Source organism: Candidatus Firestonebacteria bacterium RIFOXYD2_FULL_39_29, from assembly GCA_001778375.1.
GTDB lineage: Bacteria > Oederibacteriota > D2-FULL-39-29 > D2-FULL-39-29 > D2-FULL-39-29 > D2-FULL-39-29.
In genome coordinates this window covers 16,331-33,747 of sequence record MFGV01000022.1, presented here as the reverse complement: position 1 = coordinate 33,747, position 17,417 = coordinate 16,331, and the positions used below count along the sequence as shown (strand labels likewise).

The following is a 17,417-nucleotide window of genomic DNA, read 5'->3' as shown; positions in this document are numbered from 1 at the left end:
CTCTACCTCCTTACCTCTTTAAGCATCTCTTCCCATTTTACGCGTTCCATGTCTTTCGCGGTTAAAAGACTGATAATTTCCATGGAGCTTATAGTAATATCAGTAGTGAAATCATCTATTTTTTTTACAAAATAATTATATGCGGCAACAGAAGGGATAGCGACAAAAAGCCCGACAATGGTTGCAATTAAGGCCTGAGCGATGCCGGGACCGACAACCCCGACCCCGCCTGCGCCGCCTTGATCGGAAAGTTTCATAAAAGCCTGAGTAACACCTATAACCGTGCCGAGTAAACCAATAAAGGGAGCAACATTACCGATAGTTCCGATAACCACTATATTTTGTTCCAGTTTAGAAATTTCTTCAAGGGCAGTTTTCTTCATTGCTTCTTCTGTATCTTCTTTTGTGGCAGGATATCTTGCTAGAGCGGCTCGCACTACAGAAGCAACCGGACTCGGTGTCTCTTTGCAGACATCTATAGCCTGAGGAATAGCTGTTTTATCAAATTTCCCGTCCTTCCTGAGAGTTCTTCTTAATTTATTAATAAACATGTTCACATTTATCTTAGCAGCTTTATATCTTAAATATCTTTCTACTATGTAATATATAGATATGAAAGAAAGACCAATAAGAACCAGAACTGTAAGCAACGCCCAAATATTCTTAAACAAAGATTGAAACAAACTTAAGTTTTCCGGCATAAACGACCCCCTTTAATGAAATCTATCATATATTTAAAGCATTTTTTAAATTAACACACATCAATAATACATTTAAATTTAACTTTTGTCAACCAGCACTCACTTTTATGGACATTATGGACTTTTACAGACTTTTATTGACTTAATTACTTGATCCCTTTTACAACATCCCCTATTTTAATATCATTTGCCTCAAACCAACCTTTATTCACCTCTAAGGCGTAGAGGACTTTGTACTTGGAAGAAACAGGGGTCAAATCTTTTGGTTTCATATCTTCTATATTGAGAATTATTCCCTTTTCATCTATGAAGGCAATGGATAAAGGAATAGTAGTATTAAACATCCAAAATGAGGTTTTTGCGGATTTTTCAAAAACAAACAGCATCCCGGAATTTCCCTCAAGCTTTTCTCTGAACATTAAGCCTGCTATTCTTTTTTCCTCAGTATCGGCAACCTCAACAAACAGCTTTTTATCTTTTAACACAAGGATTTTATTGATATTCTCCTCCTGTCCGGCAAGCATTTTTCTTGCCAGAGGGGGAAAAGCTACAATAGACACAACAAGCACAATGTACAGGATTATACGTACAGGGATTTTAAGTATGCTTTTCAATATTCTCATATTAGATTATACCATTTTATTCCGTCACATACGCAAGAGAAAATATATCATTAATTTGTCAGCATTTTGTTAAATTAAACAATTCAAATGACGGATAAAACAATACCAGTTTTAGACAGAATTCTATCAATAATTGTTTACATTGCATGGATTTTCAGGGTAAAAACGTTTGACTTTTCAAGGTAAATTCAATAAACTGTACTAATGAAAAAGATTCCACCGATTACAGAACTACAGGATTCCACTGATTGTACCGCCTCAAGTGGAAAAGTAGAACAGCACATTTTTACGCTACACTATATTTTTAAAAAAGCAACACCTTTAATATTTATTTTGACTTCATTCTTCTTTTTGCTTACAGCTTGCCCTACTATTTATGTAGGCGACAGCGGAGAGATAATAGCGGCGGCTTATACTCTCGGTATACCGCACCCGCCGGGATATCCGCTTTACATAATTGTATCAAAGCTTATGACCTTTATCCCTGTTGGCGGAATTGCTTTCAGGGTAAACCTTCTCGCCGGATTGTTTGCAGCAATTGCCTGTTCCGTCCTTTTTTTACTCCTGAAATCTTTAAAAACACTGTTTCATGCAAATTACAAAGACCATATTTTTGAAATCATTTCCCTTTTGTTTGTGCTTGTTTTTGCTTTTTCCAGAACCTTTTGGTCCCAGAGTGTTCAAGCAAAAGGCGGACTTTATACGCTTAATGTATTACTTATATTAGCCGTTCTTTTATTAATTATTAAGAAAAGAAATTTTATAGTGATCGGGATTATCTCGGGACTCGGACTCGCAAACCATAACACTTTCGCGCCGGTGGCTTTACTTCTTTTTGGCTGCTATTATATAGAATTAAAAAAAGATCAAGAAGCAAAGAGCCTGAAAACAATATGTTCAACCCTTGCTGTTTCTTTATTAACGGCTGTGTTTATTTATCTCTATCTTTTTATCCGGGCAAAAGCGGATCCACCCATGAACTGGGGAGATCCTTCCAACTTTGCAAATCTGTTTCATCACATTTTCAGAGGTCAATACGGCACGGTAAGCGAAAAAACGCGTTCTTTTGAAATATTCTCAGGGCAAGCCGCCTGGTTATTTAAAAACATGTCCCTCCAGTTCACTATCCTGCCCTGTCTCCTGGCAATACCGGGACTGTTTTATATTTACAGAAAAAGAAAGGATTATTTTTTTGCATTTATCCTGATCTTCCTGTTCCTGATTTTCGGCTTAACCTTAATGAGTAATTTTACTATGAACGCTATTAACTTATACATGGTTGAGGTTTTCTTTGTTCCTGCTTATATGGTCCTGATCATTTTTGCCGTATTTGGAACAGCGGAGATCTACTGTAAACTGCCGAAGTTCTGGAACACCGCTTTACTTGCCGGTCTTACCGGTCTTACGGTGTTTTGTACTTATTCAAATTATTTTTATTCCGACCGGAGCAAAAACTTTTTTGCTTATGATTACGGTATTAATCTCCTCAAATCCGCGGAAAAGCAGGGCATCCTTCTGGTGGCCGGAGATAACACAGCTTTTTCCACAACCTACCTTACGATGGTGGAGAAAAAAACTCCGGAATACATTATTTATGATGATTACGGATTACTCTTAAGGAATAACGACTTTGCTTTAAAAAAAATACCCGCAACCGATTATTTGAACCGTTTGAATTATATTAAGAATTATCTTTTAACTTCAGGAAAGCCTGTATGCTTTGTATTAGGCAGTCACCTGCATAGAGATATCTATACTGTATTAAGCAGGGAATACAAAGCACTTCCCTCGGGTCTCCTTTTCAAAGTAATGAAGAAAACCGGGAAATTAAACGAATTTGATTATTCCGAGCTGTCTTTTCGCGGTATTTCCGATGATAAGATCTATAAAGATACAATGGTTAAAGGAATAATAGCGCAGTATCATTACTTCTTCGGGGAATATCTTAAGGTTCACGGTAAACAAAAAGAAGCTGAAGAACATTTTAAGGAGGCCAATAAGTACGGAGAAGATGATGAACAGATCCAGAATATGCTCGGGGTATCCAGCCAGGAAAGCGGAAACGCTTCTGATGCTTTTGAAAAAGCAAAAAAATCAGTTGAGATTGATCCTCACTCTCCCGAAGCATGGAATAATTACGGTGTGGCCCTGGAACGGACAGGAAACCTTAAATCCGCGCTTTTGGCCTATCAAAAAGCAGTTTCTCTTGATAAAAACGAACTGCAATATTTGAACAACTACGCAGGAGCCTGTTTTAACGCCGGAGATGCCGCCGAAGCGGTAAATACCTATTTAAGGATAAGTTCTATTAACGAAAAATCCGTAAATTACAACGGGCTCGGAATGTCTTATATTAAGATCGGGAAAATAGCGGAAGCAGAAGCTGCTTACAAAAAGGGGCTGTCCTTTGGAGGTTCATATGAACTTTATATGGGTTTTGCAAACCTTTATATAAATAACGGAAAACCTTCGGAGTCAATTCAATATTACACAGAAGCTTTAAAAATTAACCCGGCAGGAGAGAACGCCTATAACAACATGGGAATTGCCTACTTGAAATTAAACAACACAACTCAGGGTGAAAAGATGTTTTTGAAAGCAGTGGAGGTAAATCCAAAATTCATAGAAGGGTATGTCAACCTTGTAAAAGTCTGTTATTCAACCGGCAGAAAAGACGAAGCCCTGAAGATATGCAATAAAATCCTTTCAATAGACCCAAAAAACAATTTCGCCCTGTCAGTAATCCCCCAGTTGAAGAAGTAGACGAAGAGGTTGCACGTTATACGTTTCAAAGTTGCTAACGTAAGAGAAATATAATCAAAATTCGACGGAAGTTGACAACTAACTTGCAGGTATTTAATACAACAGATGATATCTATTCCCCTTTAAACATCTTTTCCCGTGAGTAACTTGCAACGTGTAACGGTTTTTCAGTTATAATTCCCAATCACATACGGCAATATCTCAAAAAGTGCAAGTCCGATGATCCCTGCCTGCGCTCCTATTATAAGAAGCAGCGCAAAGAGATCACCCACTTCATACCACTCATCCGGGATAATCTTTATTATAAATATTCCACCGGCAAGCACCAAAATACTTAGAATAAAAACAAGAACTTTAAAATGAAGGAGTAGTAACCCAATGGCAGTAATAAGCATCTCCCAAAGTGCAATAATCCCGCAATCCGAACAGTTAAAAAGAGCCGTAAACGCCTCTATATATGAGTCCGCCGGATTAACCCGCGCCGCTACAAACACATAAAATATAAGCAACTGACTAATGACTGTAACCGTAAGCGCCGTTATCAATCCCGTTTTAATATTTTTAGGCATTGTAATCTTATCAAAGAAATTCCCTAACACATACGTTGCAATATTGCTCATCTATTTTCTCCTTGATTTTCTTTTGTAACAGATAAATTATACCACAAAAACCTTGCACGGACAAAATATAAAAAAAAGGAACAGGCGTTATGAACCTGTCCCTTTTTAAAAAAACACTCATCTGCTTGACTTCTTATTATTTTTATTGTGCAGGCGGTTTTGAAAACCACTGGCATAAGCCCGTGGATGAAAAAACCGCATATAATGAATAGTTTCCTCTCACAAGAGGATTCCAAAGGAGGATACTCCTTTGGCTTGGGCGTATAGCCCCAGTAAAGAAGACGCCACGTCCGTGAGAGGCGTGGAGTTTCACTTTAATATTCTATTGGGAGTATATTTTGTTTTGCGGGGTTTGTTTTGTTCCATAGTATCCAGAGCATAACTCAAAGATATCTTTCCATAACTGCCGTTGAATTCACCTGAAAACCCAATGCCATAGTCAACCTGAAAAGAGTCATATTTATACCCGAGCCCAATTGAAATACCGCCGAGATCATACCCTGCTTTATACCCTGCCCTGACAAATACACTTTGAAGCTGGTATTCTATTCCAAAGCTAAAGCAGAATCTTTCCCCAAAAATCCGGTCAATTTCAAAACCGGAAGCCAGTGTACTTTTATCTTCAAAAACATATTTGTAACCAAATCCAAACCTTAAATACACCGGGAGCAGCTCTTCCGCGCTGACATATCTGATGTTTGTCCCTATATTTTGCAGAGCAACACCCGCAAAGAGATCATTAAGAATTACGCCTAAATCATAAATCGCGCCTATATCAGCTGCCAAAGCACTGCCGGAATATTGTCCGACCAGACTTGAGTTGAAGTATTTCGCTGTTACACCGAGAGACAGAGGACTATTCAAATTCAAAGCAGCGGAGACAGTTAAAAGAAAATCCGATTCCGAATTTACCACAGTGGTCGTGCCGTCAATACCAAAAACTTCCATACTGCCGCCCTGCAAGGTGGAAAGACTCGCGCCGAAGACCAGATCTTTTGACTTTCCAAAAAATGAATCATATTTAGGCGCGTGAACATAACCTATAAAACCGGAGTAGTTATCTGCCAACCCGCCCATATACAAGGCAGAAATGGTGCTTCCGGGGACATAAGCAAGCAAAGCAGGATTGTATTGCATGCCAAACGCATCCTTTCCTTCCGCAACATAAGCATCCCCCATACCCTGCGCTCTTGCTCCAAAATTCTCTTTTAAGAGAACCGGACCTGTGGAGGTAAGACCGCATTGTCCGATCGCAGCCAATAAAAACAAAAATGTTATTATCTTACTATAGCTATTTTTTTCCATGTGCTTTTTCCGCCTGCTTTAAGATATACAAGATAAATTCCGCTGGAAACAACACTCCCGTTAGAATCTTTCCCGTCCCAAATACTCTGATAAGACCCTGCAACTTTTGAATCCCCGTTTACAAATGTATTGACAAGTTCACCTTTAAGATTGTATATATACAAACTTGCCGTCGCGTCAACTGTAAGAGACCAATTTATTGTGCAAGTTTCCGTTTTATCCGGATTAAATACATTATTTATAGGTTTAAGAGTAATACTAGCCCCCTGGGATTGCGTAGTTCCGGAAAGAGTCAGCTTGAAAATACCGGAATTTGTACCGGCATACACTGCTGAAGCACAACTATCCAGAGCATTAATATTATAATCGGTAAGACCTGTTATTTCCTGGGTCCAGGAGCTCCCATTATTGACAGATTTTAAAACACCGCCGCCGGTAGTACCGACATACAATTCGCTTTGTTCCGTATAAGTGATAGATGTGGTCATCCGGTTCAATAAACCGGTATTTCTTTCATACCATAGTCCCGACCCGGCATCATAGAAATAGATACCCAAGCTGCTCCCATCCATGTCTTCCGAATTTGCTATAAATATATTATTCCCTGCAAAAGCCATTTTTCCATAATGAAGATGAGCAGGAAACCCGGGCATTGAATCATTGCCAATAGTTATAAATGTTGTCCCCATATCTGTGCTCTTCGCACAAATATGAAAATACGTAGCATATATAGTGCTGCCATGGCATTTTAGGTCGTACGAAGAATCAGGAAGAGCTTTTGTCCCCCATAAAGATCCGCCATCAGTACTTATCATTAATACAGTAGAGTATAAATTACTTGTGGCAATTATTGTATTTGTTGAAGTCAAAGCTATTCTACCCGCTAAAGCTCCATTCAGCAAACTCCAGGTCAAACCTCCGTCAGCACTTTTATACAAACCTCCCGGACAAGTCACATAAACTGTACCATCACTCTTAATCTCTATGTCATAAACATAGTATATTGTCCCGCCCCCGACCTGAACCCAGGAAATACCGGCATCTGATGTTTTATATAAATAATTAGAAACTGCATAAACAATATTATTATTGGAAGGATCTATGGCTATCATACTAATAGTACTTCCGGAAAGTCCTGACGGACTCCAATCCGCAAAAATAAAAACCGGAAACAAGAGGATTAACAATAATTTTTTCATTTTTCCACCCCTATCGCGCACTAATGTCAGTATGTTTTCTCTCGCGAAGTATGTTAAACTTATTTTACATATTTCAAATAATAATAGCAAGAAGTATTTACTGTTATTTACAAGCGAAAAGAGACTGTCTTGCTTTTTGTTCTTTTTAAAATCATTCGAGCCATTTTTCTGCAGGGGTCAAAAGGAATTGCTCAAGAGCTATTCCGCCCGTACCTACAACCAGAAGTTTTAACGGTTTAAAGGCTTTATTAAACTGTTCCAGACCGGGTAAGGCAGTTCTCTTTCTCCCGCTCTTAACTTCTATGGCAACGATTTTACCCTTTCCCGCCAGCACAAAATCCACTTCGACGTGAGAACTTGCCCAGTAAAAGAGTTCAATATTTTTTCCTTTTATTCCGTTCGAAAGAGAAGCGCCGATACTTGATTCTACAAAATGTCCCCAAAACTCAGAGTCCTGCATCACCTCTTTAAATGATTGTTTTTGCATTGCTGCCATAAGCCCTGTATTCAAAACCTGAAGTTTTGGCGTCGAGCCTCTCTGCCTGACTTTCTCGCCGGCATATTTTTGAACTCCCATAAGCAGTCCTGCCGATTCAAGAAGCTCAAGGTAGTGAGCGAGAGTTGTGGTATTTCCCGCATCCTGAAGCTGTCCCAGCATCTTCTGATAAGAAAGCGGCTGCCCTGAATATAAACAACCAAGTTCAAATAATCTTTTTAGAAGCGCCGGCTTGTTAACACGCTCCAGCATTAGAATATCTTTTGCTACAGTTGTCTCAATGAGCGACTCGCGGACGTAGTGTGACCAGCGTTCTTCATCCTTTATTAAATCCGCCCCGCCCGGATATCCGCCAAAAAATATATACTCATTAATTCCAAACCCAAAAGCTTCTTTCATTTCCCCATATGACCAGTGAAATACCGGTATTATTTCGAATCTACCCGCAAGACTTTCAGTAAGCCCCTTATGTAAAAGCAATCTTGACGAGCCAAGAAGCATAACCCTGATATCCCTGGTTTTTACCGTATCTTCATCCCACATTTTTTTAACTGTTTCCGACCAGTTTTCAATCTTTTGTATTTCATCGATAATGAGAAGAATATTTTTAGTTTTCGAATTAAGTTTAGACCTGATTATTTCCCACTCCTGCATCAACCACGAGCTGTCACTGACCCCTTGTCCGTCCGCCGTAATATAAAAAGCCGGAAACGCAATGCTTTCCGAAATTTGCTTCGCAATAGTAGTTTTCCCCGTTTGCCTCGGTCCGGACAACACCTGAATGAACCGTCTCTTCTCATTAACCCTTTTAATTATCTCTTTGATTACCGCTCTTTTATACATATTACGCCCTCCATATTTAACTCAATATACTGAGTAATTTTACTCAATATACTGAGTAAAGTCAAGCAGTTATTATCCTTAATAATGGAAGGTATTTATATGTTTTAGGATTTTAAATCCCGAACCGTACTTAAAACTATAATAAGTGGGACAGGCACGTGCCTGTCCCACTATCGAATGTTTTAATTTCTGGTACCGTACTCCAAACTGAGTACAATTGTACTCCATTTGGAGTACAGCGGAACAAGTTAAATTATCGCCAGATAAAGCGGACTAGGGCGAGGGCCAGGGCGAAAAGGTAGCCAAAGATAAAGGTGTCTATCCTTATGGGGCGGTCGCCGCGGCGGGCTCTGAATTGTCCGATTTTCACCATGATAAACCCGCATGCTATCGGAGTAACTATCAGATTAACAATCCTGAGCCACTCCGGAATTGTAAACATCTTTGGTATAAGTAAACTCAGTCCGCCGGCTCCCGCACCGAGAATCAAATACCCAATCCCCGCTAAAACCGGATTTATTGGTTCACTTCTTCTGTAAGATCCCGGCAAACTTCTGATACCTATTTCAAATATTATTTCTAAAATAGCCTGCACAACGCCATCGCTCAAGAACCAGACTATCCATACAAGTATTTCAATTAATATTTCCACTTATTTTTCACCTTCTCCCCAATTTATTTAAGCAACAGCATCCTGAATACCATGAAAATTATTGCCAGCAAAAGAAGTTCAACACCTCGAACCCTCCGGCTTTCGAATTCTGCGAAACCAAACTGGATTCCTGCCTGCGCAGGAATGGTAATATTAACGTTTCAAGAAGTATCTGTCCACCTCATTTGTGGCAGCATTGAAGTAGTTTACGTGGATGCGCCAGCCACTTTTTACTTCTTTTTATGTAGTTGCCCGATTTATCGGGCTTTTTAAAAACGCCTGATGAATCAGGCAACTACATTGCTCTTGAGTTAAATCATCATCATTTTTAGTGCTTAGTGCTTTATTCTTAGTTATTGCTTTAACTATCGTTTAAAAAAGTACCTATCCACTTCGTTCGTGGCTACGTTAAAGTAGTTTACGTGGATGCGCCAGCCGGCTTTTACTTCTTCTTTGGTGATGAAAACAGGGGGGTGATCTATACTTCCGGCGGGGCGGTTTTCTGCATATTTTAAACCGAGGGAAAGGTGTGCTTCAAACTCCGGGAGTTTTCTCTCGTTCCACCAGACAACTACTTCTCTTCCGTCGTACAAGAGTTCGTTGTAAAACCCTACATCACAGCTGAGTTCGAACAAAGCCTTAAGATGGCTTGAGGTAAATTCGTGATGCGCTTTAACAAGCTTTTCCGGAGAGCCAAAATATTTTTTCATATTTCCCAGTATTGCATCTGCTGTGGAAGTCGGAAGGTTAAAAGTCCGTATCACTTTTTCAAAATCATGAAGTTCAAAGACAGGAATAGGTTTTATTTCCTCTTCAAAAACCGCAACCACTTTAAAAGGTTTTCTTGTATCAAAGATAAGACCTTCTATTCTAAAATCATTATCCGCGGTGTAACGGGACTTTTTGTACGGCTTCCCGTTCATAGTAATACTCGCGATATCATTTCCGTTAACACCCCGCAAAACCAGATTCACCGGCGCAACATTTTCCAGATCGCCTGCTTTTTTCTCCATAGTAAAAGTGACGCTCTTCCCCTTCCACTCGCTCCGACAGGTCGAGAAGGTATACTCTCCGCTTTTATAACCTACCGTTTCCCCATCATCATCATAAATATCGCAGGAACCCTTACCGTTAAACAACACAATATCCAAAGAACCGTCTTCCGCTTTTAGTGGTTTGACCGCGCCGGCAGCGACAAAAACAGGGATGTCTTTCAGCGTGCCGTGAAGCGCATACCATCTTCCGCCTTTATACTCCTTACCGTTAAAGAAATTATACCAGGTTCCTTTCGGAAGCCAGACGGGCTTTCTTGCCATGAGAGTATCTTCATTAGCCGCTTCATCAAAAGGCGCAACGATAAGTTTGTCCCCGAAGTAGTATTGATTCGGACAGGCATAAGCGTTTTCATCCTTCGGATGTTCATGATACATCGGCCGGATAAGAGGAAGTCCCCCGCACCTGTTCTTCCAGGCCATCGTATAAAGATAAGGGAGAAGCGAGTTCCTTAATTTTAGTGCCGTAATTGCAGCGTCTCTGTAGATATCCGTCTTGGTCCAGGGGCGATTATCCAGCCGGGGATCTCCCGAACTGTGGAATCTGAATATCGGGGAAAAACAGCCAAACTGGACCCAGCGCACGTAAAGTTCTTCATTGTAAAAATGCTGGGCAAACCCGCCTATATCATGGCTCCACCAGCCGTAACCTATGTTTGCCGCGGTTGCGGTAAAGTAAAGCTGGAATTTAAGCGACTTCCAGGTGGCAAGCGTATCTCCGGAAAAACCGACAGGGTACCTGTGACTTCCGTTATCCCCCCATCTGGAAAAATTAATCGGCCTTTTCTTTCCGTCCCTGCATAAGTCGGCGGAATGAAGATGATTAAGATACCAGAGAGGGTCCAGACCTGAGATATGCGACTCCGTTCCCTGCTGCCAGTCTATCCACCAGAAGTCTACCCCGTCTTTTTCAAGCGGATGATGGAGAAATCTAAAGTAACCTTCTATAAATTTTGGATCTGAAAGATCAAACGTTATTTTGACCTTTGATTTTGGGTCAATCCCCATATACTCCGCAAAAACGGGATACATTTTTTCATGCGGACCAACACCTTTAGACGGGTGCAGGTTCATACAGGCATGAATATTTTTTTTATGCAGTCTTTCAAGAAACCCTTTCGGGTCCGGAAAATATTTTGGATTCCAGGTGTACCCCGTCCAGCCGGGCAGATGCCAGTCCTTATCAATAACGCAGACCGAGAGCGGCACTTTATGCTGTTCAAACTCACCTACTATTCTTTCCAGATCAGCTTGTGTGTACCTTTCCCACCTGCTCCACCAGATACCAAGGGACCACTTGGGAATCATCCGCACATTTCCGCTGACCGCATAATAATCAGTAATACACCCCTTGTAGTCATCGCCGTAGCCAAAAAAATAAATATCAAAATTCCTATCCCTCCACGGATGCAGGAACCCGTTCCTATCAAAAAGAAGCGAACGGCTGTCATCGATTACCGACCAGCCGGAACGGGAAAGTAGTCCCTGAGAAAGATGGAGTTTCCGAAAGTGGAACAGATCGTAATCCCCGTTGCAATTATCAAGTGTCCTGGCCGTACCAAGGAGATTTTCATGGTCAATGTCTCCATATCTCCAGGTCCTGCCATTTTCTTTAATTGTAATTGAAAGATTCTCGGAGGTAAAACCTTCGTCTGTCTCAAGATAGGTCAGAGTAAGTTTTTTAGTTTTAATTTCTATAATCTCACCCGTGCGCTTTACGGAATATGAAACGAGAGGTTGGAGACGGAACCAGAAATGCTGGGTGGGCGAATCTTCGAAATTCCGGTCATATGAGTATTCACACCGTATAAGACGGTCTTTTAATATGGTAAACCGCGCATTGCCAAACTTTACAATAGCGTCTTTATCGGCAACAGGAGTAACCTTAAGCTTAAAGCGATCCATCCTACCCCCACTTGAAATATTTTTCTATTGTCCTGCATTATATTAGCATAAAACACATTATTCTTAAAACCCTTTTCTTTATCCCAACTCCAAAGTTGACATGATAGCACATTTGTGCTATTGTACTTATGTGAATGATCTTTAAAATATCGACGGAGGTTTTTTCCCGCCTTCCTTAAATTGTCAATTGTCCGTCACGCTTACGTGCCGAGATCTCGCCTTAAGGCGGATCATTCGTTAATCGTAAATGTTTTAAAAGGAGTTTTATGCCCAATATAACACAAGCACAAAAGAAAATACTGGAAGCAGTACAAAAGTCGACGAACAATCACGGCCGTCCTCCCACTCTCCGGGAGCTCTGCACAAAAACCGGCCTAAAATCCACCTGGACGATACGCTATCACTTGAAAAAACTTGAAGAGGCAGGGCTTCTTTCTTTAAAAGAAAACCTATCCCGAGGGATCACTCTTTTAAGGCAAAGTACCGGCGGTATACCCCTCGTCGGAAAGATCAGCGCGGGCAAACCTATAGAAGCAATTGAAAATATTGAAGACACGATAGATATGAGTTATCTTTTTTCTAACGTTGACAACATTTTTGCCTTGAAAATAAAAGGCGACAGCATGATAAACGCAGGCATCTTTGACGGAGATATTGTCTTTGTAAAAAAACAGGCAACCGCAATAAACGGAGATATAGTAGCGGCTATAATTAATAACGAAGCCACCGTAAAAAGATTCGTTAAAACCTCCGCCGGCGTTAAATTAACCGCAGAAAACCCGAAGTATGAACCAATTATTTCTAAAAATATAAAAATAGCGGGGAAGGTTGTAGGAATTATCCGAAAATACGGATAATTCCTACAAGTTTATAAAGTTTGTAAGGTTTTTAAAGTTAATAAGGTAAGAACGATAAAAGAAACAAAACAGTTTAAAGGTTTACAAAATAAAAATCTAATATCACAAGGGGGATATATGAAAGTTAATACATTTGAAGAGCTGGATATATATAAGAGGGCAAGAGAGTTAACTAAGGAGATATATACTTTGACCAAGTATAAGGAGTTTTCCAGAGATTACGGACTTAAGGACCAGATACAAAGATCTGCTGTATCAATTATGTCTAATATTGCAGAAGGTTTTGAAAGAAAATCTAATATAGAATTTATGCGTTTCCTTTTTATTGCAAAAGATTCATGCGCGGAAGTAAGAGCACAGCTGACCGTTGCCTTAGACCAGCAATATACAGATAATACCGTCTATGCAAATCTTTATGCCGACTGCAAAAGCATCAGTTCTATGATAAGCAGTCTAATTAAATATCTTTCAAAATCCACAAAAGAAAGGACAATATGAACAGTATTTGTCTTTTAACTCGTCTTTACTTTTTGAACTTTATAAACAATCTTTATCTTTCAACTAGCTTTAACCTTACAACCTCTTTTCGCTCTAACCTTATGAACCTTATAAACTTTAGAAACCTTACAAACCATGCAAGATATTATTTATGTCCATAAACAATATTCTTCATATCGACATGAACTCTTTCTTCGCCTCCGTCGAACAGGCGGCAAATCCTGCTTTACGGGGGAAGCCTATTGCAGTGGCAGGCTGGGCGGACCCGGATAAAAATTACGCCCGTACTATCGTAACGACGGCCTCCTATGAAGCCCGGGCTTACAAGGTAAAGACAGGTATGACCATCCCTGAAGCAAAACGGTTATGTCCTCATATAATAATTGTAACGGCAGACCCGGAGAAGTATCTGGACGCCTCCTATAAAATTCATGAAATACTTTTACATTATACGGATCTGGTGGAAGTTTACTCTATCGATGAATGCTTTATGGATTTAAGAGGAGCAAGACTTTCCACGAAAGAAGCCGCTTTAAAGATAAAACAGGAGATAAAAGCTAAGCTCGGGCTTACCTGTTCTATCGGTATTGCCACCAATAAACTTGTGGCAAAGCTCGGAAGCGATATGAAAAAGCCGGACGGGCTTACCATTATAAACGACGAGGATATTCCTGCGCTTTTTGCCAAGCTTCCCGCAAAAGAACTCTGGGGCATAGGTAACCGCACTGCAGAGCATCTGAGTAAATACGGCATTGAAACAGCAAAACAGCTCGGGGAAGCTGATGAAGATCTGATGAAACATGAGTTTGGAGTACTCGGACCAAAGATGAAGCTCATGGGGCAGGGGAAATACTTTGAACCCGTCGTTTCTTATTACAAGCCCCGCGAGGTAAAATCTGTCGGGCATTCCCACACCTTCCCCGAGGACACCTATGACCTTGATGTTATTAAGGCCTTTATGAGAATGCTTTCGGAGAAAGTGTCGACAAGACTGCAAAGGTATAACCTGAAAGGGCGGGTAATTCATCTTTATGTGCGTTATGCGGATTTCACGGGGTTTGGAATGCAAACTACTTTTGAACAGCACACGGATTCCGGACTCTTTATTTTCAAACAAGCCTGTGAAATATTTAAGACCGCAACACCTTTAAAAAAGAAAGTGCGCTTGCTGGGTATCAGCGTAGGACAGCTTATTAAAGAGAACGGGCAGGCGCTCCTCTTCGAAGAAGCCAGGAAAGACGAAAAGATAAAAGAGGTCTTGTTCCAGCTGAATGAAAAGTACGGAGAGTTCTCCGTAAAGCCCGCAAGCGTAATAATAGCGGAAAAGTTCGGCATAAAAGAAAGATGCGCCATGATTGGAAAGTACTACTTTGATAGGAAGTTGAAATAAGGCAATGACTAAGATCTAAGCACTAAATTCTAAACAAAGAAATAACATTTAAGAAATAAGCAAATAAACAAGAACACGCCGAAAGTAAATATAGTTGATTCTTAAATTTCGTATTAGTGATTGTTTAGTGCTTAGGATTTAGATTTTAGTTATTTTTTCTTGTTTGTTTTTATTTTCGGTTTTATTCCTCCGAATACAACTCCAACGTAAGCCTTAAAGAACACACTTACATCTGAGAACCCGATATCTCTAAGCCATTTTATCTGTACTTTACAGGGAGCAAGAATATTCCCTGCTCCTGAAAATTCATCAATGTACTCTTTACGGATTGCTATTATACTTTTTTCCGCGCCTCTTTTTTTATGAAATTCTCTTAAACTCTCAATGATGGCATTATTCGCCATGGCAGAAATAAGTTTGCTTTCCGGCTCAACTTGTTCTATATTTATAAATATTCCTCCCGGCTTGAGCATTTTAAATATCTCTTTATACAACTCTTTCTTTCTCTTGTCGGGAAAATGGTGGATAGTAAAACCGGAAACAATAACATCAAACGGAACATTATTTTTTACACTTTTTATCCAGAGCGGTTCCATAAGATCAGCCGTTACAAAATTTAGATTCGAGACATGATCTAAAAGCTGCTGTTTTGCCTCGCTTAAAACCGGTTCATAGAAATCCACAAGGGTCCCGCAGGCTTCCGGATACCTAAGGAGAATCGCTCCCGCAAGAATACCGTTACCGCAGCCAATATCGGCAAAATTCTTAACATTCCTGGTTGATGCATTTATTGCATCCAGCATTACTTCTATTTGATCAACAGCATAAGGAATAGCTCCTCTAAAATCCTCTATATACTTCCTTACGAATTCTTTATCTCTCCAAACATAATGCCCTGAAAATTGACTCATTTTTCTACATCCCCGTTTTTTCAAAAATCCGTTCCAAACTCTATTTTCTCTCTTATTATACAATATTTATATTGTTTTTCATAATATTTTATGGATATCCCTTGATATACAAAGAGTGTTGGTGTTAAAATCTAATGGTAAACTTGATTGTAAAGTGCAGTTGACAAAAATAATTTTTACTGAAAAAGGGGTTGTCATGGAATGGCTTTATATAGCAATAACAATACTCGGAATTACAACTGTAGCTTTTGTCGCCAAAGTAGCCAGCAGGAATAATATTACAGCTCTTGATCTTACAATTACACTTTTTACGGCAAGCACATTCATTTGTTTTATAATATTGATGACAAGTCCCCTCCCTCATATAAACAAAAGAGCAATACTTATTGCTTTCATTCCGGGTGCCTGCGGAGGATTAGCCGTTCTTTTTTTTAATTACGCAATAAGGCTGGGACATTTTGGTTTTTCAAACACAATTTACCGTACCTCTTTTATTCTTCCGATAGTTTTCTCTATTTTGCTGCTGAGCGAACCCATCCAATTTTCCACCCTGCTCGGGATTATTCTCACGCTGCTTGCTATTTTTCTTATATCATACTCAAATGAAGCCTTTTCAAAAGTTCACTCTTCCGGATTTAAATGGTTCATCTTAATATTTTTGTCCTTTCTTTTAAGCGGCGGGCCAAGGATAGGACAAAAACTCGTTGCTTTTTATAAAGAAAGTACAACTGTTTATCTGTTTCTTTCTTATCTGGCGGGAACACTGGTACTTCTCCCCGTTTACTTGAAAACAAAAACTTACTCTACAAAATCCCTCTCTTACGGAATAATAGCAGCAATCGGCAGTATAGCCGGGGTTTTTTGCACCATCTCTGCATTAAGAATTCTCCCGTCAAGTGTAGTCTTTACCATAACTCTCTCCGGACCTATAATTCTCGGGCTTGTCCTATCTCTCGCTGTCTTTAAAGAAAAGATAAAACCTGCCGGCTGGCTCGGAATAGTTTTGGGACTGGCGGGTATTATAGTGATTTACCTGCAAAAGTAATAACACCCCAACTTGCTTCTTTTGCTTTGCTTGCTTCTCCTTCTTTTTTTGCTGTAGTTTTCACAGCAGTATTCTGTCCAGTTCTGTACGCGCTTTTGAAGATAAGCGTCTATAATCCGGAATCTTGTATCTGTTTTTTTCCATATCCGTTATTACAATACTACTGTCTGTTTTAAACCTTACGCCTTCTCTGACATTCCGGAGGTAAAACTTTTTTTCCCCTCTATCCGTTATTACATCGAATTCATGGAACCAGTATTTTGTTGCAATAGATCTGATATCCCTGATCTCGGGGACAAAATATCTTAATTTTAAATCCTCTTTAACAAAGCCGCGTATTTTTCCCGGCAAATCCTTAATATGCTCTATTATTCCAATTTCGTTATACTCTGCGCCGTTTTTTATAACAGCTGATATATAATTTTCCGTATCCGTAAAAGGAAAAAGCAGAATGAAGCTTACCCTTTGATATTTTTTTCCGTCTCCTGCGTTCAAAACGAGAGAACCTTTAAGGTCTTTTTCTATTTTTATTTTTTTTGGATCAAGTATATTCATAT

General features: G+C 39.8%; 16 protein-coding genes. 5 read left to right on the top strand and 11 right to left on the bottom strand.

Annotation, left to right across the window (positions count from 1 at the left end; all coding sequences use genetic code 11):
• Window positions 1–2: 2 nt before the first annotated feature.
• Both A2536_02215 and A2536_02210 read right to left on the bottom strand, forming a co-directional pair.
• Window positions 3–701: a hypothetical protein gene (locus A2536_02215; protein OGF47429.1), complete on the bottom strand. Its 699-nt coding sequence runs from the start codon at window positions 699–701 to the stop codon at window positions 3–5.
• A 146-nt stretch (window positions 702–847) separates the two neighbouring features.
• Window positions 848–1,225 carry a hypothetical protein gene (locus A2536_02210; GenBank protein OGF47502.1) on the bottom strand — a complete coding sequence of 126 codons (378 nt, stop codon included), beginning with the start codon at window positions 1,223–1,225 and terminating at the stop codon, window positions 848–850.
• Window positions 1,226–1,528: 303 nt separating this feature from the next.
• Between A2536_02210 and A2536_02205 the strand changes: the two genes are divergently transcribed.
• The gene (locus A2536_02205; GenBank protein ID OGF47428.1) at window positions 1,529–4,087 is read left to right on the top strand and encodes a hypothetical protein; all 2,559 of its coding nucleotides are present in this window, start codon (window positions 1,529–1,531) and stop codon (window positions 4,085–4,087) included.
• A 167-nt stretch (window positions 4,088–4,254) separates the two neighbouring features.
• On the opposite strand, the gene A2536_02200 is transcribed toward A2536_02205, so the two are convergent.
• From A2536_02200 to A2536_02170, 7 genes are all read right to left on the bottom strand, one after another.
• A complete protein-coding gene (locus A2536_02200) occupies window positions 4,255–4,707 on the bottom strand; it encodes a hypothetical protein (GenBank protein OGF47427.1) in 453 nt (150 codons plus the stop codon).
• The gene (locus A2536_02195) at window positions 4,704–4,943 is read right to left on the bottom strand and encodes a hypothetical protein (protein ID OGF47426.1); all 240 of its coding nucleotides are present in this window, start codon (window positions 4,941–4,943) and stop codon (window positions 4,704–4,706) included. Before A2536_02195 ends, A2536_02200 begins: the two co-directional genes overlap by 4 nt.
• A 73-nt stretch (window positions 4,944–5,016) precedes the next feature.
• Window positions 5,017–5,976, bottom strand: a complete 960-nt coding sequence (locus A2536_02190) for a hypothetical protein (GenBank protein OGF47425.1) — start codon at window positions 5,974–5,976, stop codon at window positions 5,017–5,019.
• 8 nt (window positions 5,977–5,984) lie between these two features.
• The gene (locus A2536_02185; GenBank protein ID OGF47424.1) at window positions 5,985–7,211 is read right to left on the bottom strand and encodes a hypothetical protein; all 1,227 of its coding nucleotides are present in this window, start codon (window positions 7,209–7,211) and stop codon (window positions 5,985–5,987) included.
• Between the two features lie 151 nt (window positions 7,212–7,362).
• Window positions 7,363–8,550: an AAA family ATPase gene (locus tag A2536_02180; protein ID OGF47423.1), complete on the bottom strand. Its 1,188-nt coding sequence runs from the start codon at window positions 8,548–8,550 to the stop codon at window positions 7,363–7,365.
• A gap of 253 nt (window positions 8,551–8,803) precedes the next feature.
• Window positions 8,804–9,184 carry a hypothetical protein gene (locus A2536_02175; protein OGF47501.1) on the bottom strand — a complete coding sequence of 127 codons (381 nt, stop codon included), beginning with the start codon at window positions 9,182–9,184 and terminating at the stop codon, window positions 8,804–8,806.
• Between the two features lie 383 nt (window positions 9,185–9,567).
• Entirely contained in the window at window positions 9,568–12,159 is a 2,592-nt protein-coding gene (locus tag A2536_02170; protein ID OGF47422.1) for a hypothetical protein, read from the bottom strand.
• A 266-nt stretch (window positions 12,160–12,425) separates the two neighbouring features.
• Between A2536_02170 and A2536_02165 the strand changes: the two genes are divergently transcribed.
• The 3 genes from A2536_02165 to A2536_02155 all read left to right on the top strand — a co-directional run bounded on the left by A2536_02165 (window position 12,426) and on the right by A2536_02155 (window position 14,904).
• Window positions 12,426–13,016: a repressor LexA gene (locus A2536_02165; GenBank protein OGF47421.1), complete on the top strand. Its 591-nt coding sequence runs from the start codon at window positions 12,426–12,428 to the stop codon at window positions 13,014–13,016.
• Window positions 13,017–13,133: 117 nt separating this feature from the next.
• On the top strand, window positions 13,134–13,514 hold the full coding sequence (locus A2536_02160; GenBank protein OGF47420.1) for a four helix bundle protein: 381 nt from the start codon (window positions 13,134–13,136) through the stop codon (window positions 13,512–13,514).
• A gap of 151 nt (window positions 13,515–13,665) precedes the next feature.
• Window positions 13,666–14,904 (top strand): hypothetical protein, encoded by a 1,239-nt coding sequence (locus tag A2536_02155; protein ID OGF47419.1) that lies wholly within the window; start codon window positions 13,666–13,668, stop codon window positions 14,902–14,904.
• A gap of 149 nt (window positions 14,905–15,053) precedes the next feature.
• Here A2536_02155 and A2536_02150 read toward each other — a convergent pair whose 3' ends face one another.
• Complete coding sequence (locus tag A2536_02150) at window positions 15,054–15,815, bottom strand: hypothetical protein (GenBank protein OGF47418.1); 762 nt, start codon at window positions 15,813–15,815, stop codon at window positions 15,054–15,056.
• Window positions 15,816–15,936: 121 nt separating this feature from the next.
• Between A2536_02150 and A2536_02145 the strand changes: the two genes are divergently transcribed.
• Window positions 15,937–16,860 (top strand): hypothetical protein, encoded by a 924-nt coding sequence (locus tag A2536_02145; GenBank protein ID OGF47417.1) that lies wholly within the window; start codon window positions 15,937–15,939, stop codon window positions 16,858–16,860.
• Window positions 16,861–16,920: 60 nt separating this feature from the next.
• Here A2536_02145 and A2536_02140 read toward each other — a convergent pair whose 3' ends face one another.
• Window positions 16,921–17,415, bottom strand: a complete 495-nt coding sequence (locus tag A2536_02140; GenBank protein OGF47416.1) for a hypothetical protein — start codon at window positions 17,413–17,415, stop codon at window positions 16,921–16,923.
• Window positions 17,416–17,417: the final 2 nt, after the last annotated feature.

Excerpts from the sequence above, each read along its gene's own strand:
- A2536_02215 (OGF47429.1), bottom strand. The coding sequence starts at position 701 with ATGCCGGAAAACTTAAGTTTGTTTCAATCTTTGTTTAAGAATATTTGG.
- A2536_02210 (OGF47502.1), bottom strand. The coding sequence starts at position 1,225 with ATGCTTGCCGGACAGGAGGAGAATATCAATAAAATCCTTGTGTTAAAA.
- A2536_02205 (OGF47428.1), top strand. The coding sequence starts at position 1,529 with ATGAAAAAGATTCCACCGATTACAGAACTACAGGATTCCACTGATTGT.
- A2536_02200 (OGF47427.1), bottom strand. The coding sequence starts at position 4,707 with ATGAGCAATATTGCAACGTATGTGTTAGGGAATTTCTTTGATAAGATT.
- A2536_02185 (OGF47424.1), bottom strand. The coding sequence starts at position 7,211 with ATGAAAAAATTATTGTTAATCCTCTTGTTTCCGGTTTTTATTTTTGCG.
- A2536_02180 (OGF47423.1), bottom strand. The coding sequence starts at position 8,550 with ATGTATAAAAGAGCGGTAATCAAAGAGATAATTAAAAGGGTTAATGAG.
- A2536_02170 (OGF47422.1), bottom strand. The coding sequence starts at position 12,159 with ATGGATCGCTTTAAGCTTAAGGTTACTCCTGTTGCCGATAAAGACGCT.
- A2536_02165 (OGF47421.1), top strand. The coding sequence starts at position 12,426 with ATGCCCAATATAACACAAGCACAAAAGAAAATACTGGAAGCAGTACAA.
- A2536_02160 (OGF47420.1), top strand. The coding sequence starts at position 13,134 with ATGAAAGTTAATACATTTGAAGAGCTGGATATATATAAGAGGGCAAGA.
- A2536_02155 (OGF47419.1), top strand. The coding sequence starts at position 13,666 with ATGTCCATAAACAATATTCTTCATATCGACATGAACTCTTTCTTCGCC.
- A2536_02150 (OGF47418.1), bottom strand. The coding sequence starts at position 15,815 with ATGAGTCAATTTTCAGGGCATTATGTTTGGAGAGATAAAGAATTCGTA.
- A2536_02140 (OGF47416.1), bottom strand. The coding sequence starts at position 17,415 with ATGAATATACTTGATCCAAAAAAAATAAAAATAGAAAAAGACCTTAAA.